This window comes from Pseudomonas sp. LBUM1645, from assembly GCF_059716185.1.
In genome coordinates, this window is sequence record NZ_CP166811.1 from 5,618,119 (window position 1) to 5,640,017 (window position 21,899).

The following is a 21,899-nucleotide window of genomic DNA, read 5'->3' on the forward strand; positions in this document are numbered from 1 at the left end:
CAGTTCTTATTAGTCACGCAGCGCGTCAGACCCGTTCGATCGCCAAGGCCAGACCCTGGCCCACGCCGACGCACATGGTCGCCAGACCTTTCTTGCCACCGGTCTTTTCCAGCTGATGCAGCGCGGTCAGTACCAGGCGGGCGCCGCTCATGCCCAACGGATGGCCCAAGGCAATGGCGCCACCGTTCGGGTTGACCTGGGCCGCGTCGTCCGCCAGCCCCAGTTCACGCAGCACCGCCAAGCCCTGGCTGGCGAACGCTTCGTTGAGTTCGATCACGTCGAAATCGCTGACGGCCAGACCGAGGCGCTCGGTCAATTTACGCACCGCCGGCACCGGCCCGATGCCCATCACCCGTGGTGCGACACCGGCGCTCGACATGCCCAGCACTTTGGCGCGGGCGGTCAGGCCGTGTTTTTTCACTGCTTCGGCCGACGCCAGAATCAACGCCGCGGCACCGTCGTTGACACCCGAGGAGTTGCCGGCGGTGACGGTCTTGTCCGGACCATTGACCGGTTTGAGTTTGGCCAGGACTTCCAGCGAGGTATCGCCGCGCGGATGCTCATCCTGGCTGACGACACTTTCACCCTTCTTGTGGGTAATCCGCACTTCGACGATTTCTTCAGCGAAAAAACCTGCGGCTTGTGCGGCGGCCGTGCGCTGCTGACTGCGCAGTGCGAAAGCGTCCTGATCCTCGCGGGAAATTTCGTAATCGTCAGCCACGTTATCGCCGGTCTGCGGCATCGCATCCACGCCGTATTGGGCTTTCATCAACGGGTTGATGAAGCGCCAGCCGATGGTGGTGTCTTCCAGCTTCATGTTGCGTGAGAACGCCGCATCGGCTTTGCCCATCACGAACGGTGCGCGGGACATCGACTCGACGCCGCCGGCAATCGCCAGCTCCATCTCGCCACTGGCGATCGCCCGAAATGCAGTGCCGATGGCATCCATACCCGAGGCGCAGAGGCGATTGAGGGTCACACCCGGAATGGTTTCCGGCAGGCCCGCCAGCAACAGCGCCATGCGCGCCACGTTGCGGTTGTCTTCGCCGGCCTGGTTGGCGCAACCGAGGAACACCTCGTCCACCGCGTTCCAGTCCACCGACGGGTTGCGCTCCATCAGCGCCTTGATCGGCACGGCGGCCAGGTCGTCGGCGCGAACCGCCGACAGACCACCGCCGAAACGGCCGATGGGGGTGCGAATCGCGTCGCAGATATATACGTCACGCATCACGCTTCTCCGGGTGCTTGGCCGTGGGCCGCGGCAGTGCGGGCTTCCAGATCCCTGAGTGCCGTCAGTTCGACATCCGTTGGCTCGGCTGTGTTTTCAACATTTTCTGCAAAACGAACTGCCCAACCGGTGGCGGCAATCACTTGCTCGCGAGTCACGCCTGGGTGCAGCGCGGTGACCACAAATTCGTGAGTGTCGGCTTCCGGTTCCATGATGCACAGGTCAGTGATGATGCCGACCGGACCGGCGCCCGGCAGGCCGAGACGCTTGCGTGAATCACCGCCCTCGCCATGGCCGACCGAGGTAATGAAATCGAGTTTGTCGACAAAGGAACGCGCCGACTGCTTGAGGATGATCAACACGCTTTTGGCCGAGCCAGCAATCTCCGGCGCACCACCGGCGCCCGGCAGGCGGACTTTCGGCTGATGGTAGTCGCCCACCACGGTGGTGTTGATATTGCCGAAGCGGTCGACTTGCGCGGCGCCGAGGAAACCGACGTCGATGCGCCCGCCCTGCAACCAATAGCGAAAAATCTCACCGGTCGGGACGACGGTGTCGGCGGTTTCCGCCAGTTCACCGTCACCGATCGACAGCGGCAGTACGCTCGGCTTGGCACCGATCGGACCCGATTCGTAGATCAGGACTACATCCGGCGAGGAAGTCAGACGCGCCAGGTTGGCGGCTTTCGACGGCAGGCCGATGCCGACGAAGCATACCGAACCGTTTTTCAGACGACGGGCAGCGGCGACGGTCATCATTTCATTGGTGGTGTAAGTCATTACTTGGCCTCCGAAGCAGCGGCCAGCTTGGCCTGGAACTCGCTGAAGTCAGCGCAGCCGTGGATGTATTCGTTGATCCACGCGGTGAAGGTTTCACGGTCGCGGGCAATCGGGTCCCAGGCCTGATAGAAACGGTTATCACGCTCGTTGTAGCCGTGAGCGTAGGACGGATGCGCGCCGCCAGGAACATGGCAGACCGCGCTCAACGCCCACGTTGGCAGAACGCAGGAGTTCATCGGTGCATTGAGGTCGTCGACGATTTCCTCGACGGTAACGATGCAACGCTTGGCGGCCAGTGCAGCTTCTTTCTGCACGCCGAGAATGCCCCACAACAACACGTTGCCTTTACGGTCGGCTTTCTGTGCGTGGATCACGGTGATGTCCGGGCGCACCGAAGGTACGGCCGCCAAAACTTCGCCGGTGAATGGGCAGGTGACGGTTTTGATCAGCGGGTTGACCTTCGGCAGGTCGGAGCCGGCGTAGGCACGCAGCACCGCGAACGGTAGGCCGGAAGCGCCAGCGACGTAGGCATTGGCCAGGTCGGCGTGGCTGTGCTCTTCGATTTCCAGCGCGTGCGGCCACTGCTTCTCGACAGCGTCACGCAGGCGATGCAGCGATCCGACTCCCGGGTTTCCGCCCCAGGAGAAAATCAGCTTGCGAGCACAACCGGCGCCGATCAACTGGTCGTAGATCAAGTCAGGTGTCATCCGCACCAGAGTCAGGTCTTTCTTGCCCTGGCGAATGATTTCGTGACCCGCCGCCGTAGGGATCAGGTGAGTGAAGCCTTCGAGCGCGACCGTATCGCCGTCGTTTACGAATTGCTTCACCGCGTCGTGCAGCGAAAGGATTTCAGCCATGGGGCAGGCTCCCGTTTTGTTATGAACCGACAGTGGAAGAAAAAGGCGCGATGCGCAGCGCCGGAATGCCTGAAGAGTAAGCCCCTGAAAAACGCCAAACAATCCGATAATCGACTAAGTGTTCGTTTATCGAACAGATTGTTGTCTGGCTATCGTTCTCTGTCGCCTGCAAAAGATCGCAGCCTTCGGCAGCTCCTACGGGTGTTCGCTTTCCTCTGTAGGAGCTGCCGCAGGCTGCGATCTTTTCTGCTACACCACTATCTCAAGCCGAATCAGGTCGCATCCGCATGGCTGACCATGCCCTTGATCACCACCGCCGTGGTCGCCAATGCCGCTGGAATCACCAGCGCTGTCAGCACCTGCTCGAAATTCCAGCCCAGGCCCAGTAGCGTTGCGCCCATCCACGCACCGAGAATCGCGCCAAAGCGGCCGATCCCGAGCATCCACGACACCCCGGTCGCCCGCCCCTGCGTCGGATAAAACCGTGCCGCCAGTGAAGGCATTGCCGATTGCGCGCCGTTGACGCACATCCCGGCCACCAACACCAACGTCGCCAATAGCGTGATGTTGCCCAGGCTCTGCCCTACCGCGTAGGCAAATACTCCGGCGAATAGATAGAAAATGCCGATAACCTTGTGCGGATTGAACCGGTCCATCGCCCAGCCCACGCCCACCGCGCTCAATACCCCGCCAAACTGGAACAACGCGCCGATGAATGCCGACTGCTCCATGCTCGCGCCGCTGTCACGCATCAGCGTCGGCAGCCAACTGGTCAACAGATAAACGATCACCAACCCCATGAAATAGGTCAGCCACAGCAACAAGGTGCCGGTGCTGTAGGTGCCGGAGAAGATCACCGCGAACACGTTGCGGGCCTTCACGGTTTTCTGTTCCGGCACGCTGAAGCTGGAAGCCTGGGCGACGACGATTGGATCGATGGGCGCCAGGGCCTTGCGCACTTTGTCAGTGCCGCGATTGCGGACGACGAGGTAGCGCGCCGATTCCGGCAGCCAGAACAGCAATACGACGGCGAGGATCAGCGGCAAAATCCCGCCGATCATCAGCAGACTGTGCCAACCAAAGGCCGGAATCAGTTTGGCGGAAATGAAACCGCCGCCCGCCATGCCGAGGTTGAAACCGCAGAACATGCTGGTCACCAGCAGGGATTTCTTGCGCTCCGGGGTGTATTCGGACAGCAGCGTCGTGGCGTTCGGCATGCCGGCGCCAAGGCCCAGGCCAGTGAGGAAACGCAGCACCAGCAACTGATCGACGTTGGTGCTGTAAGCCGAAGCCAGGCTGAACGCGCCGAACAACAGCACCGCGCCCACCAGTACGATTTTTCGCCCGAAGCGGTCAGCCAATGGGCCAGAACCCAGTGCGCCAAAGACCATACCGATCAACGCCGCGCTCATCACCGGGCCGAGACTGGCGCGGTCGATGCCCCAATCCTGAGACAGGGCGGGCGCGATGAAACCCATGGCCGCCGTGTCGAGGCCATCGAGGAAAACAATCAGGAAACACAGGATCACCACTCGCCATTGGTAGCGCGAAATGGGTTGAGCATTGATGAAGGACTGCACGTCGAGGCAGTTTCCTACAGCAGACTGAGGCTGGTTCATTATTTTTATTCCACGCAAGAACGCAGTCGGACAGGAACCAGCCAAGGCTGGCGCTGCCGCGACATTAGTGATCTTGGGGAAAGAGCGTCAATTCGATAAACGCGACTCTGTGCGTTTATCGAACAGCTTAGGCGAAAGGCTTACGCAAAGAGTTGTGCGCTGAGGTCGCGGCTCGCGCTCAGGAGGCCAGGCAGGAAACGTTGTTCCAGCTCGTTGCGGCTGACTCGGCCGGCGTGGGTGCTGACGTTTAGCGCCGCGACCACTTGGCCGGAAGCGTCATACACCGGAACGGCAATCGAGCGCAGGCCCTGCTCCAATTCCTGATCGACGATGCACCAGCCTTGCTGCCGCACCTCTTGCAGGCATTCGAGCAACGCCTCGGGGGTGTGCAGGGTTCGGCTGGTCTTGGCTTGCAGCTCTGCATGGTCGAGGTACTCGCGCAGTGACGTATCGTCCAGCGCCGCGAGAAGAATCCGACCCATCGAGGTGCAATAGGCCGGTAGACGTCCACCCACCGACAGGTCGACGGAAATCAGTCGCTGGGTGGTGGCCGAACGAGCGATGTACAAGATGTCATCGCCTTCCAGAGTGGCCATGTTGCAGGCTTCATGAAGTTGCTCGCTCATGCGGTCCAGGTAGGGCTGGGCGGAAACCGCCAGCGGCGTCGAGGACACATAGGCATGGCCGAGCGTCAGTACTTTAGGCAGCAGCGAATACGTGCGGCCGTCGGTGGTGGCGTAACCGAGTTTGATCAGCGTGTGCAGGCAACGTCGCACAGCGGCGCGGGGAATTTCCGTGCGGTGACTGATCTGGGCGATGGTGAGGTGACGTTTGCGCTCCTGGAACGCTTGCACCACGGCCAGGCCACGGGCCAGGGAGGTCATGAAATCCGGGTCGCCGGTCAGTGCCTGGATCCGCTTGGCAGGCGAGGCAACGATCGGCGGCGCCACTGAAGCGAAGGAATTGCGCATTTGATCGTTCATATAAGGTCCTTTTCCCACACGGTTCAGCGGCTATTACAAGCGGCAGCCGGTCCCTCACACAACCCCGGGCAGCCAAGAATGTGCGATTATCGAACCATCGACCGATAATCGCAATCGACTCCCACCCGGACCAGCCTATTATTGAACAGGCTTGCACCTGTTTTTACACTGGCTCTGACGCAGACTAGAAGTGGTCGATGTAATTGTCCTAACTTGTTCGACTTAATGGCGTCAGAAAGACATCACTGTAACGTCGTGCCGCCGAAGGACCTAGTTAGCCGTATAAAGTTGCGAGTAACAAAACAATCACACATCAAGACCTACTTTTAACTCTTTGGCGATAGTGTTCTTCGAATCGACCGCTATAATGAAATTCAGTGGTGACCGGTTTTTAATTCGATTCCGCCACCCGGTAGCGCGATGTTCCATCGCCGTTACCCGCAGCAAGCGCCTGACACTCATTTCATATGCTTAGCCAAGGTGTTCGCTGCAACAGGAAACTGATGCTGCGTCAGCTATTTATCTCTGGTGTCGTGGCCGCCTGCAACATGGAAGTAATTGATCGCAATGCCGTAAAAAATGATGCCTTTACGGGCCTTGTCCATTCGGCGAGCGTGGTCAAATACATTTGATGCAGCGCGTTTCACCAGAATTTATCTCAACTCAATCAGGTAGCACTGTGACGAAAGACGAACTGCGCGCGGAACTTGAGCGCCAGGAACAACGTTACAAGGAAGTTTACGGCGGGGAAGTCACCACCTACGCCGCACAGCCCGAACCGGAACGCAAACCCTGGCGTAAACGCGCCACCGTTCAGGATCAGGCTTTCACTCAAGAATTGCAGAAAATGGAAAAGGAACTCAAAGCCGAAGAGCCATAAGCCCTCGGCCTGAATTCTTTCAAGGGTCTGCGTCTGCATCCGTTAAAAGCGGGATGTATCGATGATGCCTTTCGCGCCCGCTACCAGCGGGCAGCGGCCACCTCACCCCCCGGATGAGGCAAATGGCTCATGTCTGGCCCTCTTTTCAGATATTTCACACAAGCGTCAAAACCTCTTGCTCCTACGAGAGAACGCCTTGTGGCTGCGGCCTTTTCAAAGTAATTCAATGACTTGCAAAACCCAGTAAAAACCTGGGGCTTGGGCTGCTGCCGAAAATTAATTCGTTGAAGAATGTTACCGATGAGCACCTAGTGCATCGATTAGCAGTCTTTTCTGGCATAATCGCGCCCCCTTACGACCGGGTCAGAAAACCTTCATGATCGATTTATTCAGCGGACTAGATGCTTGGGTGCTTGTGAGCCTCTTGCTCGCCCTGGCCTTTGTCCTCGCCTTCGAGTTCATCAACGGCTTTCATGACACCGCTAACGCGGTGGCCACTGTTATCTACACCAAAGCCATGCCGCCCCATCTGGCGGTGTTCTTTTCCGGTGTGTTCAACTTTCTCGGCGTTCTGCTGGGCGGTGTCGGCGTGGCGTATGCCATCGTCCACCTGCTGCCGGTAGAGCTGTTGATCAATGTGAACACCGGTCACGGGCTGGCCATGGTGTTCTCGCTGCTCGCCGCCGCCATCACCTGGAACCTGGGCACCTGGTACTTCGGTATCCCGGCTTCCAGCTCCCATACGCTGATCGGGTCGATCCTCGGTGTCGGTCTTGCCAACGCCTTGATCAACGATATTCCGTTGGCTGATGGCGTTAACTGGCAGAAAGCGATCGATATCGGTGCGTCCCTGGTGTTCTCGCCAATGGCGGGCTTCCTGGTCGCCGCACTGATATTGATCGGCCTTAAATGGTGGCGTCCACTGTCGAAGATGCACAAGACACCGGAACAGCGCCGCAAGATCGATGACAAGAAACACCCGCCGTTCTGGAACCGCCTGGTGCTGGTCATTTCGGCCATGGCCGTGAGCTTCGTGCACGGTTCCAACGATGGCCAGAAAGGTATCGGCCTGATCATGCTGGTGCTGATCGGCATCGTTCCGGCGCAATTCGTACTCGACCTGGGCAGCACGACCTACCAGATCGAACGGACTCGCGACGCGACCCTGCACCTGAGCCAGTTCTATAAGCGCAATGCCGATACGCTGGGTGAATTCCTGGCCCTGGGCAAAAGCGTGGAAGGTGACCTGCCGGAGAAATTCCGTTGCAATCCGCAACAGACCGAACCGACCATCGCCGCACTGCTCGGCACCCTTAAAGGTGTAGCGGACTACCACTCGCTGCCGGCAGAAAGCCGCATCGAAGTGCGTCGCTACCTGCTCTGCCTGGACGACACGGCGAAGAAAGTCAGCAAGCTGCCTAGCCTGGCTGCCCGTGAAAAGGCTGACTTGGACAAGCTGCGCAAAGACCTGACCACTACCACTGAATACGCCCCGTTCTGGGTGATTCTGGCGGTAGCCCTGGCCCTCGGCCTGGGTACCATGGTGGGCTGGAAGCGCGTGGTTCTGACCATCGGCGAGAAGATCGGCAAGCAAGGCATGACCTACTCCCAAGGCATGTCGGCACAGATCACTACCGCGAGCCTGATCGGCATGGCCAACATCTTCAGCCTGCCGGTGTCCACCACCCACGTCCTGTCCTCGGGCGTGGCCGGCACCATGGTCGCCAATAAAAGCGGCCTGCAAGGTGGCACCGTCAAAACCATCCTGCTGGCCTGGGTCCTGACCCTGCCAGCCACAGTGGCCTTGTCGGCCGGCCTGTTCTGGCTGGCGTCGAAGGCACTGGGCAGCTGATACATCGCTGCTAAAAAAGGCGCGTTCCGTGAGGTTCGCGCCTTTTTATTGCCCGCCGAAAACTCGCAAAACGCCACATAACCTGTAGGAGCCGAGCTTGCTCGCGATAGCGGCCTTACAGGCAACATGGATGTTGAATGTCATGGCCCCATCGCGAGCAAGCTCGGCTCCTACAATAGGTCGGCGTATTCCGATAGATTTTCAGACACAAAAAAAAGGGCAACCGAAGTTGCCCAAAATGCCTTGCGTGCTCATTGCTTCCAGAAAGACCTACGGTTTGCGCTTATGCGAATCCTTCCAGATAAAAAATCCAAACCCTGCAAAAAACAGAACCATGAGGCCGACTGTCAGCACTCCGGCGATCACCACGTTGTCGAGAAACATGACTGGCCTCCTGCACTTGCCTTGTTGCGATGGGGCTAAGTTAACCAATCAGGCAGGAGAAGAAATTGACCGGGATCAATGTCGCCCGAGACTGGGCGTAAAGGAGGGGAAATAACTGACCTGCATCAACCGATGCAGGGTGTTTCAACGCTTTTTCGGTTTGTTCTTCGGCTTCTTCTTCGCTTTACCCAACGGCATGGCGTGCTCGAACGCCTGGCGCACTTCGTTCAGGCGCTTTTCATTAAGGTCATGAACCCGCTTGGCGCGTTCAGCGTTGAGGTCGATCAGCTTGTCGTCTTGGCTCATGGTGCTCAGTGCATCGCTTGGCAGGTTTGTAGCAATAATGAGGTCTGGCGGCAGCGCTGACCAGCCGCAACCTCAAATCTGGATATCGACCCACAAACCCTGTCGTGGCTGATCTTCCATCAATGGCGCCACTGGCACGGTATTGTCGGCGTTGAGCTCGTCACCGGGAATCGCCAGGTGTTCTTCAGGATCTTCATCGGCTTCGCGACGGCGCCTTTGCTGTTCCTGCTTGCGGCGCTGTTCCTCGCGCAGCTGAAACGCCGCCTCTTCCGGATCGCGCTGTTGCAGGTCGATGGTGCTTTCGTTGGAGCTTTCCTGCACCGGCACCACGGGCGGAATATCCGGCCGCTGGCGAATCGGATCCTGCTGTGAGGTGATTGGCACGGCACTCAAGGGGAGCATCGGTGGCAGCATAATTATTAGTCTCCTGTCAGCAGGCTGTCGGCTGAGGGGATGGCGACTTGAGCCATCGGTCGCAAACTGTGACCCGTTTGGCACTTGTAGGAGCTGCCGCAGGCTGCGATCTTTATCGGACAACATAGAACTCAAGCGTTCCCCAAGATCAAAAGATCGCAGCCTTCGGCAGCTCCTACGCCGTAAACCTTTTGGTCTGGAGGGCCGATTCCGTTAAGATAGCCCGCTTTTTCAAGGTGGGAGTCAGGCAGCATGGCGCAGCAGTATCAACCGGGGCAACGCTGGATCAGTGACAGCGAAGCCGAGCTGGGTTTAGGCACCGTTCTGGCACAGGACGGCCGCTTGTTGACCGTGCTCTACCCGGCCACTGGCGAGACTCGCCAGTACGCGCTACGGAATGCGCCCCTCACCCGCGTGCGGTTTTCGCCGGGTGACTCGATCACTCACTTCGAAGGCTGGAAACTGACCGTTCAAGAAGTCGACGACGTCGACGGCCTGCTGGTTTACCACGGCCTCAACGGGCATAACGAAGTGGTTACCCTGCCGGAAACCCAACTGTCGAACTTTATTCAGTTCCGTCTGGCCAGCGATCGTTTGTTCGCCGGGCAGATCGACCCGCTGGCCTGGTTCTCCCTGCGATACAACACCCTGGAACACACCAGCCGCCAGTTGCAGTCCGCGCTTTGGGGCCTCGGCGGCGTGCGTGCGCAACCGATCGCGCACCAGCTGCACATCGCCCGTGAAGTCGCCGACCGCATTGCGCCGCGGGTTTTGCTGGCAGACGAAGTGGGCCTGGGTAAAACCATCGAAGCCGGTCTGGTGATCCATCGCCAACTGCTCTCGGGCCGCGCCAACCGCGTGCTGATCCTGGTTCCGGAGAACCTGCAGCACCAGTGGCTGGTGGAGATGCGCCGCCGCTTCAACCTGCAAGTTGCGCTGTTCGACGAAGAACGCTTTATCGAAAGCGATGCCGCCAACCCGTTCGAAGACACCCAGCTCGCGCTGGTTGCACTCGAGTGGCTGGTGGAAGACGAGAAGGCCCAGGACGCACTGTTCGCCGCCGGTTGGGACCTGATGGTCGTCGACGAAGCGCACCACCTGGTGTGGCACGAAGAGAAGGCCAGCCCTGAGTATTCGCTGGTTGAACAACTGGCCGAAGTCATTCCCGGCGTCCTGCTGCTGACCGCGACCCCGGAACAACTGGGTCAGGACAGCCACTTTGCGCGTCTGCGCCTGCTCGACCCGAACCGTTTCCACGACCTGCACGCCTTCCGCGCCGAGAGCGAAAACTATCGCCCGGTGGCCGAAGCCGTTCAGGAGTTGCTGGACAAGGGACGCCTGTCCCCTGAAGCGCACAAGACCATTCACGGTTTCCTCGGCAATGAAGGGGAAGCCTTGCTGGCGGCGGTTAACGATGGCGATATCGAAGCCAGCGCCCGTCTGGTCCGCGAACTGTTGGACCGCCACGGCACCGGCCGTGTGCTGTTCCGCAACACCCGCGCCGCCGTGGCGGGTTTCCCGGAGCGCAAGCTGCACCCGTACCCGCTGCCGTGCCCCGACGAATACCTCGAACTGCCGCTGGGCGATCACGCCGAGCTGTACCCGGAAGTCAGCTTCCAGGCCCAGCCGGATGCCAATGAAGAAGAACGCTGGTGGAAATTCGACCCGCGCGTCGAGTGGCTGATCGACACGCTGAAGATGCTCAAGCGCACCAAAGTGCTGGTGATCTGCGCTCACGCTGAAACCGCCATGGACCTGGAAGACGCCCTGCGCGTGCGTTCCGGCATCCCGGCCACGGTTTTCCACGAAGGCATGAACATCCTCGAGCGTGACCGCGCCGCCGCTTACTTCGCCGACGAAGAATTTGGCGCGCAGGTGCTGATCTGCTCGGAAATCGGCAGTGAAGGTCGTAACTTCCAGTTCTCGCACCACTTGGTGCTGTTCGATCTGCCATCGCACCCGGACCTGCTGGAGCAGCGTATCGGTCGCCTGGACCGGATCGGCCAGAAGCACATCATCGAACTGCACGTGCCGTACCTGGAAACCAGCCCGCAAGAGCGCCTGTTCCAGTGGTACCACGAAGCGCTGAACGCGTTCCTCAACACCTGCCCGACCGGCAACGCCCTGCAGCATCAGTTCGGCTCGCGCCTGCTGCCGCTGCTGGAAAACGCCGATGACGGCGAGTGGCAAGCGCTGATCGACGAAGCCCGCGCCGAGCGCGTACGCCTGGAAGCCGAGTTGCACACCGGCCGTGACCGCTTGCTGGAACTCAACTCCGGTGGCGCTGGCGAAGGTGATGCATTGGTCGAGGACATCCTCGAGCAAGACGACCAGTTCGCCCTGCCGATCTACATGGAAACCCTGTTCGACGCGTTCGGCATCGACAGCGAAGACCACTCGGAAAACGCGCTGATCCTCAAGCCGAGCGAAAAAATGCTCGACGCCAGCTTCCCGCTGGGCGACGACGAAGGCGTGACCATCACTTACGACCGCAACCAGGCACTGTCTCGCGAAGACATGCAGTTCATTACCTGGGAACACCCGATGGTTCAGGGCGGCATGGACCTGGTCTTGTCCGGTTCCATGGGCAACACCGCCGTGGCGCTGATCAAGAACAAGGCTCTGAAACCTGGTACCGTGTTGCTGGAACTGCTCTACGTCAGCGAAGTGGTTGCCCCGCGCTCGCTGCAACTGGGCCGTTACCTGCCACCGGCCGCCCTGCGCTGCCTGCTCGACGCCAACGGTAATGACCTGTCGGCCCGGGTGTCGTTCGAAACCCTTAACGATCAGCTGGAAAGCGTGCCGCGTGCCAGCGCCAACAAGTTCATCCAGGCCCAGCGCGATCAGCTGACGCCACGGATCAACGCCGGTGAAGAGAAGATCTTCCCACGTCACGCCGAGCGCGTGGCTGAGGCGCAGCGTCGTCTGGCCGCCGACACCGACGAAGAGCTGGCGCGCCTGACCGCGTTGCAAGCGGTCAACCCGACCGTGCGTGACAGCGAACTGGTTGCCCTGCGCAAGCAACGCGAGCAAGGCCTGGCCATGCTCGACAAGGCTGCGCTGCGACTGGAAGCGATTCGGGTGTTGGTGGCGGGTTAACTCCCCTGCTCCACCGCTAAAACAAAAAGGCCCGCAGCGATGCGGGCCTTTTTTTGTCTGCTTGATTGTTAAGGTGTTGCTGATGACCTCATCGCGAGCAAGCTCGCTCCCACAGGGGAATGCATTCCAAATGTGGGAGCGAGCTTGGTCTGGGCGGCATTCCGACGATGGCGATTAGGCAGTCGCCGCAGAACCCAAAGGTTCAACCACGGCAACCAACCCTTCCTTCATCCGCTTGGCATCGCGCACAAAACACCGCGAAGCCAGGAACAGAAACACCATGGTGAAAAACAGCGCCACCGGGATCAAATACATCGCGTCATGCAAGCCGACAGCCTTGAACGCCTCGGTCATCTGTTCAGCACCGGCCGAGAGCATCGCCGTATGCGCAAAGTGGTCGGACAATGCGCCCACCACCACCGGTCCCAAACCACCACCCAGCAAATACAACCCGGCAAAGAACAGCGCCATGGCCGTAGCCCGCAAGCGCGGCTCGACTACGTCCTGAATGGCGGTGTAAACGCAGGTGTAGAAGTTGTAGGCAAACAACCAGCCCACACTGAACACCGCCACAAATACCCCGATCTCGATCCGCCCGGAATGCAGCGCCCAAGCGGTGCACACCGTCGAGATGATCAAGCTGAACGCGGCAAACAACAGTCGCCCATTAGCCACCCGCTGGTGAATCTTGTCCGCGACCCAGCCGCCCAGTGTCAGGCCGAACAACCCGGTAACACCGACAATCACCCCGGTCGCCACCGCCGCTTCCTGCAACGGCATCAGGAAATAGCGCTGCAGCATCGGCACCAGAAACGAGTTGCAGGCATACGTGGCGAAGTTGAAACACAGCCCCGCCATCACCAGCCACAGGAAAGTCGGCACCGCCAGAACCCGACGGATCGGCCGGTCTACGCGTTCTTGCGAGACTTGCACACTCTCTGCGGCGCCGCGTTTCGGTTCTTTGATGTAGAACATGAAGATCGCCAGGATCAGCCCCGGCACTGCCGCGATAAAGAACGGCGCGCGCCAGCTGTCGAACGCCTTGACCATCGCGCCGATGGTGAAGAACGCCAACAGCAACCCCAACGGCAAGCCGAGCATGAAAATGCCCATCGCCCGCGCCCGACGGTGGGCTGGGAACAGGTCGCCGATCAGCGAGTTGGCGGCCGGTGCGTAACTGGCTTCACCGATGCCGATGCCCATGCGCACGATCAGGAAAGCCCAGAAACTCCCCACCAGTCCGTTGACTGCTGTCAGCCCGCTCCACGCCGCCAGGCCCCAACCCATCAATTTACTGCGCGAACCGGTATCGGCCATCCGTCCCAGAGGCAGGCCGGCAATGGCATAAACGAGGGTGAATGCGGTACCGATGATCCCCAGCTGAAAGTCGCTGAGGTGCCATTCCATGCGGATCGGTTCGATGATGATGGCCGGAATGGTGCGGTCGAAGAAGTTGAACAGGTTGGCCAGGAACAGCAGGAACAGAATGCGCCAGGCATTCGCCGCTTGGGTCGAGTTCTGCATGGGTCCGTCTCTTTTATTGTTATTGGGGCTTCACTGCCAACGCATCCGAGCCCGGAGCCTGCAATCTAGTCAGGCCCGCCGGAGCTGTCTGTAATTATTCGTAAAGCTGATAGCACCCCATGAGGCGCCGCCCATGCACATTTTATTTCTAAGCACTCAGCGGGTCATTCCAAAATCATTAAAAGCAATGTGCCACCAACGCTTGCACTCTCTGCATGACACCTATACTCCAATGCATTCGCCAGGTTCACGGTGTCGGCCAGAATGATAAACGCGGGGCGTACGATGGAGTGGCCTGCTTTATATTTCACTACTCAGCTGCCAGAAAGCGGGCAGGTCATACTCAATTGCGCCCATAACCCCTTTCTGGTGTTACTGGCCTATGTGGTCGCCTGTGTGGCCGGCTTCGCCACGCTGGACATAACCGAACGGGTTGGCCATGCAGAAAAATCTGCGTCCCAACGGCTCTGGCGCTGGGTCGGTGCCGGGTGTCTGGCGGGTGGTATCTGGGCCATGCACTTCATCAGCATGCTGGCGTTCCAGGCGCCGATTGAAATCCATTACCAGCTGCCCATCACCTTGATCTCGCTGTTGTTCGCGCTGACGGCCTCGTGGCTGGCGATGCACACCCTCAGCCATCCTCATCTGAATTTCTGGCAATACTTGCGGGCCGCGGTGTGGATCGGCCTGGGCATCGCGACCATGCACTACGTGGGCATGGCCGCCATGCGTTCGAATGCGACAGCCTATTACCAACCCGTCCTGTTCGGACTCTCCATCGTGATCGCGATTGGCGCCAGCCTGGCCGCACTGTTGATTTCCAGTTACCTGCGCGAAGGTAGCGGTGTTTTACATCAACTGCTCAAATACACCGCCAGCCTGGTGCTCGGGGCCGGCATCGTCAGCATGCACTTCACCGGCATGGCGGCGCTCAGTCTGGTGCTGCCCGACAACAGCCTCCAGCCGCTGCCCGGCGAGAATAACCACCTGCAACTGGGGCTGACGGTGGCGGTGATAACGTTACTGATCATCGGCAGCAGCATCAGCGCAGCTCTCGCCGACAAGAAGCTGCAACACAAGGAGAGCGACCTGCAGCGGGTCAACACCCTGCTCGGTCAACTGGACCAGGCGCGTATGTCATTGCAACTGGTTGCGCACTACGACGCGTTGACCAACCTGATCAACCGTCGCGGCTTCAACCAGATCTTCGCCGAGAAGCTGATCGAGAAAGCCAACGAAGGCGGCATGCTGGCGGTGATGTTCCTCGACATCGATCACTTCAAGCGGATCAACGACAGCCTGGGTCACGACGCCGGCGACGAATTGCTCAAAGTCCTGGCCAGCCACATCAACAACTCGGTGCGCAGCCCCGATGATGTGGTGGCGCGCTTCGGTGGAGACGAGTTCTGCATCCTCATCAGCCTGCATGACCGTGAAGAAGCGCGGCTCATGGCCCAGCGCATCATGCTGAAAATGAAAGATCCTATCGAGCTGGCCGGACGAAGCATGGTCATGACCACCAGCATCGGCATCAGCCTGTTCCCGCAAGACGGCGATACCTGCGAAGAGCTGCTGAAAAACGCCGACCTCGCGCTATACCAGTCCAAGGACAACGGTCGCAACGGCCTGCATTTTTTCAGTCCACATATGAAAGCCCGCGCCACACTGGAGTTGCAACTGGAAGAAGAATTGCGTCACGCCTTGCGCGAAGACGACGGGTTAATACTGTATTACCAACCCATCTATGACCTGAAAACCAGCCAAGTCACCAAACTTGAAGCACTGATTCGCTGGCAACACCCGGTTCATGGGTTGCTGGCACCCGATCGATTCATTGCCATTGCCGAGGCCAACGGACTGATCGCCGATCTGGATAACTGGGTGTTGCGCAAGGTCTGCGAAGATCTTGGCGAGCTGTCCCGCCAGGGTTGCGAAGAACTCAAGATCGCCGTGAACTGCTCGCCCCTCAACCTTGCGCGCGAAGAGCTGGTCGATGAAATCGAACACGCCCTGCGCGCCGCCGGGGTGGCGCCACAGCGGCTGGAACTGGAAGTGACCGAAAACGCGTTGATGGGCAACCTCGCCAAAACCCTGGTGTTGCTGCGGCAGATCTGTGCCCTCGGGGTCTCGCTGTCGATCGAGGATTTCGGCACCGGTTTTTCATCCCTGGCCTACCTCAAGCGCCTGCCGCTGAGCAGCCTGAAGATCGACCGTTCGTTCATCCAGGACATCCCCAAGGCCACTCAGGACACGGAAATCGTCCAGGCCATTATCATCATGGCTCACACCCTGCATTTACAGGTTGTCACCGAAGGCGTGGAAACCTTCGAGCAATATGACTTTCTCGAACGACAAGGCTGCGACTTTGTTCAGGGCAACCTGCTCAGCCGTCCAGTGCCACTGGCTGAGTTGCGTCCGGTGCTGAACGAAATCAACCAGCGTAAACACGCGCGTAGCGTCAGTTCTCTAAGTCTGGCTCGCGGTACATCTGCACTAACGTTGACGGATCCTTTTCCAAAAAGCCCTGCCCCCCATGCAGGCGCATCAGTTGTGCGGCCAATCCGCTGATCGGAGTGGCCGCGCCTTGTTCACGGGAAAAACTCACCGCAGCGTCCAGATCCTTGAGCAACGTGCGTACGTGCCACTTCACGGGCTCGAAACGGCTGTCAGCCATTTGCGGGACGAGGATCTGCAAGGGTTTTGAATCGGCGAAACCGCCGGTCAGGGCTTCGGCAATCATGCTGGCATTGACTTGGGAACGTTCAGCCAGAGCCACCACTTCGGCGATCACCAGCGCATTGCAGGCGACAATCATCTGATTGCAAACCTTGGTTACCTGCCCTGCCCCGACTGCCCCCATATGAGTCACGCGCTGACCAAGCGTCAACAACACCGGCCGCACACGCTCAAGATCTGCCGTTGTGCCGCCCACCATGATCGCCAGACTGCCAGCCTCGGCGCCGGACACACCGCCGGACACGGGCGAATCCATCCAACTCATGCCGGTTGTGTTGATCAACTCTTTGGCCATTTCCCGGGTCGCCGTGGGTTCCAGGCTGGAAAAATCCACCAGCACTTGACCGTTTTGCGCCCCCTCGGCAATGCCCGCCGCGCCAAAAACCACCTCGCGCACAACAGCTGTGTCCGCCAGGCACAACATCACTACGTCGGCGTGCTGACACAGCTCCGCCGGCGAGGAGACCTGTCGTGCACCGGCCTCGACCAGCGGCGCGCACTTGGCTGGATTACGGTTCCACACCGTCAGCGGATAACCCGCGGCCAGCAAGCGTCGACACATTGGCAAGCCCATCAGGCCGACCCCGGCAAACCCGAGCGAAGGTAACATTGCCATCATTTGGCCTCCTTTTGATTAAAGATCATCGAATATTGGCCGATTCATCATGACTTAGGAAAGGATTCCCCCGAGCGATGCTCAGGCCAAGGCCCTGACGCTTGGGCCAAATACGCGCAAAAAAAAGACGCGAGATCCCATCCGTGATGGTTCGACGACATCGTGTCGCTCAACCAACCAGCCCAGGTACATGGCGCACAATGACTTCTAAAAACAATCCGGCCACTGCGATATCCGATCTGGCGTTGAGCCCCGCGGCAAACAGCCCTGCACCGTCGAAGCCATTGACCCCATCGCGCCCGTTATCAACTCAGCAATACCTGTACTTCACCGAAACCAATACCGACCGCATCCTCGATAATCTCGACGGTCTGCGCGACATGGTGTTCCCGCGCCCACCGCATCTGGAAGGCGACAGTGAACATCACAGCGATCAGGAATTCCCGTCGGTGTGCCTGATCGGCCTGGGTCGTTGCGGTTCGAACATTGCGCTGGACGTCGCCGAACTGGTGTACAACGCCCGCAAGTTCTACCTCAACGAATTCAATAACGAAGATCGCCCGTCGCCGGACAAGCGCTTCGCCGAAAAGGGTTACAGCCCGGCACAGTGGATTCGCAACAACCTGCGCCTGGGGCCGAACAAGGCCACCAAACCGGTGTTCCTGGTAGAACCGCTGGTCATGCTCGGCGACCTGGACAAAGACATCGCCGGCCGCATCCGTTTCTCGCGCAAGGGCGAAAAAAGCGGTTTCCTGCGCGACTACAGCAAAATGAAGATCATGGACTTGTCGGAAGTCCACGCCGGTGGCGCCGGTAACGCGCCGATCCTCGGCCAATACCTGGCCAAGATCATCCTGAACAAGGACACCCAGCGTTTCTCCAGTCCTGACTGGAAGATGATTCACTCGTACCTGATCGACAGCTGCGGGATCAAGGCCAACCAGTCGCGCCTGTACTTCTCGATCTTCAGTGCCGGCGGCGGTACCGGTTCGGGCATGGCCTCGGAATTCGGCCTGGCCCAGCAGCACTCGTACATGAACAAGACGTTCGACACCAAGCCGATGGACGAGCACGACGGCAAAAGCGGTCATTCCTTCGTCTTCGAGCCGATCTTCACCAGCGGCATTTGCGTGTTGCCGAACATTTCCGATCATCGCAGCGAAATGTCTGAGGCGTTGCACATCAACGCCGGTCGCCTGCTGTGCAAATACCTGTCGGAAGAGTGGGACTTCTCCTACAACTTCGCCAACGAAGACAGCAGCGAAGCCAGTGTCATGGGCCGTATTCGCCCATGGAACGCCATGATGCTGATCTCCAACGACATCATGCGTTATGCCGAAGAAAGCGATGACGGCAACATCCAGAACATCGACGTCAACGCGATGGAAAAGCACGCCAACCAATACATCTCACAGCAGATCTTCAACATTCTGACGGCACAGGCGGTTACTACCGACTACGACCAGAACTATTTCCGTCGGGCTGGCATCGACATCGGCGAAACCATTCGCCTGGACGCCAACGACCTGTTCATGAGTCTGGCCGGCCCCGTAGCCATTGCCTACGCTGAGTCCGTGGTGCCGGAAACCCCGCAGCCGAGCAGCGACAAGTTCAAGGTGTTCGAGAAAGAACCGCAGCGCCTGAACATCGACGACCTGTTCTTCCGCTCCATCGACTTGCCGCACTTCAACAAAGTGACCCAGGCAATCGAAGGTATCAGCCTGTTGCCGATCGAATCCAAGCGCTATCGCGCCTCGCTGGAGCAGTACAAGAATTCGGGGTACGACGCGGCCGCGTTGCACGACCTGCACTTCTTCAAGAACTGCTCGTCGGTGGTCTCGATTGTTTCGCTGCCCAAAGACTACAAGCTGTCCTACATGGACTTGAACCGGTTGAAGACTCACCTCAACAGCCTGTTCCCAAACACCACGCTCAAGCGTTATGCGCTGGTCATCGGCGCGTCGGCCAACCTGTCGCTGACCACGTTGATCGCCAAGAGCCCGTGCCTGTCGGACGACTTCCTGACCCTGATCGTGGCCTTCATCAAGCGCTGCTTCGCGAAAAACCCGTACCGCTTTGACGAAACCCTGGATAACTCGATCCTGGACTTCATCATTAATGAAGAGTTCGACGAAGACCGGATCGACGAGCTGCTTAATGAATTCGAGAACCCGGCGAAGATCCTCGACACCAACTGGTACGCGATCAAACCGATGTACGAGAAGAAGTACCGCGAGCTGATCAACGACAAAGAGAAGTTCGTCTCGATCAATGACATTCGTCTGTCCCGGGACTGCGTGAAGAAGTCGATCAAGTACTTGCGCGAGATTTATCGTCACCGCATTGGCAAGACCAAGGTTATTTCGCTGAATAACCATACCGGCAAGACCGCTTAATCAGCGGCGCCCCAATCGCGAGCAAGCTCGCTCCCACATTTGATCGCATTCTTCTGATAGAACGCGGTCCCCTGTGGGAGCGAGCTTGCTCGCGATGGCGGCCTCACATTTACGACAAATCCCAACATTCAGAAACAATTAAGCAGCCATCAGGCTGCTCAATAAACTGTTCCCGTTACGTTTACGTCACCCTCGCCAAGACCCTTCTGTGGCCTTTCTCTACGGCAACATGCCATCACGCTACTCGGCTACACACTTTTGCCCGACAAGGTCGCGCACCATTTGAGTGCAAACCTTCAACTCGTCGCCCTTTCCTGGATCAGAATCCACGGCGAAACGACCACTGCCCACAGCTCCGGATCGCGTTCGAAAAGATCCAGCGCCCGCGTTTCAGACAGCTTGGCGACCTTGTCGGCGGCCAGCCAGGCAGCCACTTTCTCGCCTTCATCAGTCGCTACTGCTTCCGCTGCAGCAATCAAATCCAGACCGGGGTCGACCCACAATAGGGCACCCTTGGCGAAGAACGGCTCCAGCTCCTTCCAGGTAATAGATGCGGTTTCACCAAGCAGCTTGGCATAGAGGGTGCTAGGTTCTTGAGTCATGGGTCCTGTCCGGAAAAGAAATCGACGTAATCATAACGTTGGTGGTCTGGCAGAAAAACCCGGATGCAATTGAGTTACCGATTGAAAACAGCAGGAAAGCCAAGGATTGCTGATATTTCAGCTATAACCCCCGCCGCCATTCTGTCTTTTTCTTTCAATAAAGCGACACCCTCTGATTTTGCCCCCTGGCGCCAGCTTCCCAGGCTAACAATTGGCGCTCTACACTGTACCGGTACAGTTGCCGGGGGCATTTTCCGGAGGATATCGAAGATATCTGACCCGGTTCTGCTGCTACGGCGCCAGGACTATAAAAACTACAACAGTAAGAGTGGAGCACTATGACTAAGGCTACTAAGCAGATTTCCAAACTGTTTGCCGCTATGGTTCTGGCCGGGGTTGCCAGCCATTCGTTCGCAGCTGACACCATCAAGATCGGCATCGCCGGCCCTAAAACCGGCCCTGTAGCCCAATACGGCGACATGCAGTTCAGTGGCGCCAAAATGGCCATCGAACAGATCAACGCCAAAGGCGGCGTAGACGGCAAGAAACTCGAAGCCGTTGAATACGATGACGCCTGTGATCCAAAACAAGCGGTAGCGGTCGCGAACAAAGTCGTCAACGACGGCGTCAAGTTCGTGGTCGGTCACCTGTGCTCCAGCTCCACTCAACCGGCTTCGGACATTTACGAAGACGAAGGCGTGATCATGATCACCCCGGCTGCCACCAGCCCGGACATCACTTCCCGTGGTTACAAAATGGTGTTCCGCACCATCGGTCTGGACAGCGCCCAAGGCCCTGCCGCCGGTAACTACATTGCCGACTTCGTAAAACCGAAAATCGTTGCTGTTCTGCACGACAAACAGCAATACGGTGAAGGCATCGCCACCGCCGTGAAGAAAACCCTGGAAGGCAAAAACGTCAAGGTTGCCGTGTTCGAAGGCATCAACGCCGGCGACAAAGACTTCTCTTCGATGATCTCCAAGCTCAAGCAAGCCAACGTCGACTTCGTCTACTACGGCGGCTACCATCCAGAGCTGGGTCTGATCCTGCGTCAAGCACAGGAAAAAGGCCTGAAAGCCAAGTTCATGGGTCCGGAAGGCGTGGGTAACGACTCCATTTCGCAGATCGCCAAAGACGCTTCCGAAGGTCTGCTGGTAACCCTGCCGAAATCCTTCGACCAGGATCCGGCCAACATCGCCCTGGCTGACGCGTTCAAAGCCAAGAAAGAAGACCCGAGCGGTCCGTTCGTGTTCCCGGCCTACTCGGCTGTGACCGTGATTGCCGACGGTATCAAGGCTGCCAAGTCCGAAGACGCTGCCAAAGTGGCTGAAGCCATCCACGCAGGCACCTTCAAGACTCCGACTGGCGACCTGAGCTTCGACGCCAAGGGCGACCTGAAAGACTTCAAATTTGTGGTTTACGAGTGGCACTTCGGCAAACCTAAAACTGAAGCCAAGCCTCAGTAAGGCGTTGCCTGACTGACTGCCAATAAAGCCCACGGCGTGCCGTGGGCTTTATTTTACGAACGTATTGGGCCGCGCTGGCGTGATCCGCCAGTCTCCCCACCTGAAAATCTCAAAACCGTCATCAGCGGTTCGCTGGCAAACCTCGCGTTCGAAGTGGA

At 58.7% G+C, this 21,899-nt stretch carries 18 protein-coding genes; 7 read left to right on the forward strand and 11 right to left on the reverse strand.

What is annotated here, in order from left to right; translation table 11 throughout:
* Positions 1-25 precede the first annotated feature (25 nt).
* The 5 genes from pcaF to pcaR form a co-directional block, all read right to left on the reverse strand.
* A complete protein-coding gene (gene pcaF, locus ACA079_RS25455) occupies positions 26-1,231 on the reverse strand; it encodes a 3-oxoadipyl-CoA thiolase (protein WP_497701382.1) in 1,206 nt (401 codons plus the stop codon).
* Positions 1,228-2,007: a CoA-transferase subunit beta gene (locus tag ACA079_RS25460; protein WP_497701383.1), complete on the reverse strand. Its 780-nt coding sequence runs from the start codon at positions 2,005-2,007 to the stop codon at positions 1,228-1,230. The genes pcaF and ACA079_RS25460 overlap by 4 nt, the downstream gene beginning before the upstream one ends.
* On the reverse strand, positions 2,007-2,864 hold the full coding sequence (locus tag ACA079_RS25465; RefSeq protein WP_007947285.1) for a CoA transferase subunit A: 858 nt from the start codon (positions 2,862-2,864) through the stop codon (positions 2,007-2,009). Before ACA079_RS25465 ends, ACA079_RS25460 begins: the two co-directional genes overlap by 1 nt.
* 272 nt (positions 2,865-3,136) lie before the next feature.
* Complete coding sequence (gene pcaK, locus ACA079_RS25470; protein WP_497701384.1) at positions 3,137-4,483, reverse strand: 4-hydroxybenzoate transporter PcaK; 1,347 nt, start codon at positions 4,481-4,483, stop codon at positions 3,137-3,139.
* Positions 4,484-4,623: 140 nt separating this feature from the next.
* A complete protein-coding gene (pcaR, locus tag ACA079_RS25475) occupies positions 4,624-5,466 on the reverse strand; it encodes a pca regulon transcriptional regulator PcaR (RefSeq protein ID WP_008147316.1) in 843 nt (280 codons plus the stop codon).
* A 503-nt stretch (positions 5,467-5,969) separates the two neighbouring features.
* Between pcaR and ACA079_RS25480 the strand changes: the two genes are divergently transcribed.
* The 3 genes from ACA079_RS25480 (at position 5,970) to ACA079_RS25490 (ending at position 8,198) form a co-directional block, all read left to right on the forward strand.
* Positions 5,970-6,098, forward strand: a complete 129-nt coding sequence (locus tag ACA079_RS25480) for a hypothetical protein (protein WP_415770969.1) — start codon at positions 5,970-5,972, stop codon at positions 6,096-6,098.
* A 47-nt stretch (positions 6,099-6,145) separates the two neighbouring features.
* Positions 6,146-6,346, forward strand: coding sequence for a hypothetical protein (locus ACA079_RS25485; RefSeq protein ID WP_007935837.1), 201 nt, complete (start codon positions 6,146-6,148; stop codon positions 6,344-6,346).
* Positions 6,347-6,722: 376 nt separating this feature from the next.
* On the forward strand, positions 6,723-8,198 hold the full coding sequence (locus tag ACA079_RS25490) for an inorganic phosphate transporter (protein WP_497701385.1): 1,476 nt from the start codon (positions 6,723-6,725) through the stop codon (positions 8,196-8,198).
* Between the two features lie 270 nt (positions 8,199-8,468).
* Here the strand turns inward: ACA079_RS25490 and ccoM are convergent, their stop codons facing one another.
* From ccoM to ACA079_RS25505, 3 genes are all read right to left on the reverse strand, one after another.
* Complete coding sequence (gene ccoM / locus ACA079_RS25495) at positions 8,469-8,582, reverse strand: cytochrome c oxidase subunit CcoM (RefSeq protein WP_318183103.1); 114 nt, start codon at positions 8,580-8,582, stop codon at positions 8,469-8,471.
* A 144-nt stretch (positions 8,583-8,726) separates the two neighbouring features.
* Entirely contained in the window at positions 8,727-8,888 is a 162-nt protein-coding gene (locus ACA079_RS25500; protein WP_095128014.1) for a hypothetical protein, read from the reverse strand.
* A gap of 72 nt (positions 8,889-8,960) precedes the next feature.
* Positions 8,961-9,302: an aspartate-semialdehyde dehydrogenase gene (locus tag ACA079_RS25505; RefSeq protein ID WP_095128015.1), complete on the reverse strand. Its 342-nt coding sequence runs from the start codon at positions 9,300-9,302 to the stop codon at positions 8,961-8,963.
* A 252-nt stretch (positions 9,303-9,554) separates the two neighbouring features.
* On the opposite strand from ACA079_RS25505, the gene rapA reads away from it, so the two are divergent.
* A complete protein-coding gene (rapA, locus tag ACA079_RS25510) occupies positions 9,555-12,401 on the forward strand; it encodes an RNA polymerase-associated protein RapA (RefSeq protein WP_497701386.1) in 2,847 nt (948 codons plus the stop codon).
* A gap of 174 nt (positions 12,402-12,575) precedes the next feature.
* Here rapA and ACA079_RS25515 read toward each other — a convergent pair whose 3' ends face one another.
* Positions 12,576-13,925 (reverse strand): spinster family MFS transporter, encoded by a 1,350-nt coding sequence (locus ACA079_RS25515; RefSeq protein ID WP_497701387.1) that lies wholly within the window; start codon positions 13,923-13,925, stop codon positions 12,576-12,578.
* A gap of 285 nt (positions 13,926-14,210) precedes the next feature.
* Between ACA079_RS25515 and ACA079_RS25520 the strand changes: the two genes are divergently transcribed.
* Complete coding sequence (locus tag ACA079_RS25520; RefSeq protein ID WP_497701388.1) at positions 14,211-16,493, forward strand: putative bifunctional diguanylate cyclase/phosphodiesterase; 2,283 nt, start codon at positions 14,211-14,213, stop codon at positions 16,491-16,493.
* Here ACA079_RS25520 and ACA079_RS25525 read toward each other — a convergent pair.
* Entirely contained in the window at positions 16,384-17,280 is an 897-nt protein-coding gene (locus ACA079_RS25525) for an NAD(P)-dependent oxidoreductase (RefSeq protein ID WP_497701389.1), read from the reverse strand. The genes ACA079_RS25520 and ACA079_RS25525 overlap by 110 nt on opposite strands.
* A 197-nt stretch (positions 17,281-17,477) precedes the next feature.
* Here ACA079_RS25525 and ACA079_RS25530 point away from each other — a divergent pair, with 197 nt between their 5' ends.
* On the forward strand, positions 17,478-19,673 hold the full coding sequence (locus ACA079_RS25530) for a hypothetical protein (protein WP_497701390.1): 2,196 nt from the start codon (positions 17,478-17,480) through the stop codon (positions 19,671-19,673).
* A gap of 296 nt (positions 19,674-19,969) precedes the next feature.
* Here ACA079_RS25530 and ACA079_RS25535 read toward each other — a convergent pair whose 3' ends face one another.
* Positions 19,970-20,275: a DUF2288 domain-containing protein gene (locus ACA079_RS25535; RefSeq protein ID WP_033059033.1), complete on the reverse strand. Its 306-nt coding sequence runs from the start codon at positions 20,273-20,275 to the stop codon at positions 19,970-19,972.
* Positions 20,276-20,613: 338 nt separating this feature from the next.
* Between ACA079_RS25535 and ACA079_RS25540 the strand changes: the two genes are divergently transcribed.
* Positions 20,614-21,741, forward strand: coding sequence for a branched-chain amino acid ABC transporter substrate-binding protein (locus tag ACA079_RS25540; RefSeq protein ID WP_056739311.1), 1,128 nt, complete (start codon positions 20,614-20,616; stop codon positions 21,739-21,741).
* Positions 21,742-21,899: the final 158 nt, after the last annotated feature.

Excerpts from the sequence above, each read along its gene's own strand:
- ACA079_RS25460 (WP_497701383.1), bottom strand. The coding sequence starts at position 2,007 with ATGACTTACACCACCAATGAAATGATGACCGTCGCCGCTGCCCGTCGT.
- ACA079_RS25465 (WP_007947285.1), bottom strand. The coding sequence starts at position 2,864 with ATGGCTGAAATCCTTTCGCTGCACGACGCGGTGAAGCAATTCGTAAAC.
- pcaK (WP_497701384.1), bottom strand. The coding sequence starts at position 4,483 with ATGAACCAGCCTCAGTCTGCTGTAGGAAACTGCCTCGACGTGCAGTCC.
- pcaR (WP_008147316.1), bottom strand. The coding sequence starts at position 5,466 with ATGAACGATCAAATGCGCAATTCCTTCGCTTCAGTGGCGCCGCCGATC.
- ACA079_RS25480 (WP_415770969.1), top strand. The coding sequence starts at position 5,970 with ATGCTGCGTCAGCTATTTATCTCTGGTGTCGTGGCCGCCTGCAACATG.
- ACA079_RS25490 (WP_497701385.1), top strand. The coding sequence starts at position 6,723 with ATGATCGATTTATTCAGCGGACTAGATGCTTGGGTGCTTGTGAGCCTC.
- ccoM (WP_318183103.1), bottom strand. The coding sequence starts at position 8,582 with ATGTTTCTCGACAACGTGGTGATCGCCGGAGTGCTGACAGTCGGCCTC.
- ACA079_RS25500 (WP_095128014.1), bottom strand. The coding sequence starts at position 8,888 with ATGAGCCAAGACGACAAGCTGATCGACCTCAACGCTGAACGCGCCAAG.
- ACA079_RS25505 (WP_095128015.1), bottom strand. The coding sequence starts at position 9,302 with ATGCTGCCACCGATGCTCCCCTTGAGTGCCGTGCCAATCACCTCACAG.
- rapA (WP_497701386.1), top strand. The coding sequence starts at position 9,555 with ATGGCGCAGCAGTATCAACCGGGGCAACGCTGGATCAGTGACAGCGAA.
- ACA079_RS25515 (WP_497701387.1), bottom strand. The coding sequence starts at position 13,925 with ATGCAGAACTCGACCCAAGCGGCGAATGCCTGGCGCATTCTGTTCCTG.
- ACA079_RS25520 (WP_497701388.1), top strand. The coding sequence starts at position 14,211 with ATGGAGTGGCCTGCTTTATATTTCACTACTCAGCTGCCAGAAAGCGGG.
- ACA079_RS25525 (WP_497701389.1), bottom strand. The coding sequence starts at position 17,280 with ATGATGGCAATGTTACCTTCGCTCGGGTTTGCCGGGGTCGGCCTGATG.
- ACA079_RS25530 (WP_497701390.1), top strand. The coding sequence starts at position 17,478 with ATGACTTCTAAAAACAATCCGGCCACTGCGATATCCGATCTGGCGTTG.
- ACA079_RS25535 (WP_033059033.1), bottom strand. The coding sequence starts at position 20,275 with ATGACTCAAGAACCTAGCACCCTCTATGCCAAGCTGCTTGGTGAAACC.
- ACA079_RS25540 (WP_056739311.1), top strand. The coding sequence starts at position 20,614 with ATGACTAAGGCTACTAAGCAGATTTCCAAACTGTTTGCCGCTATGGTT.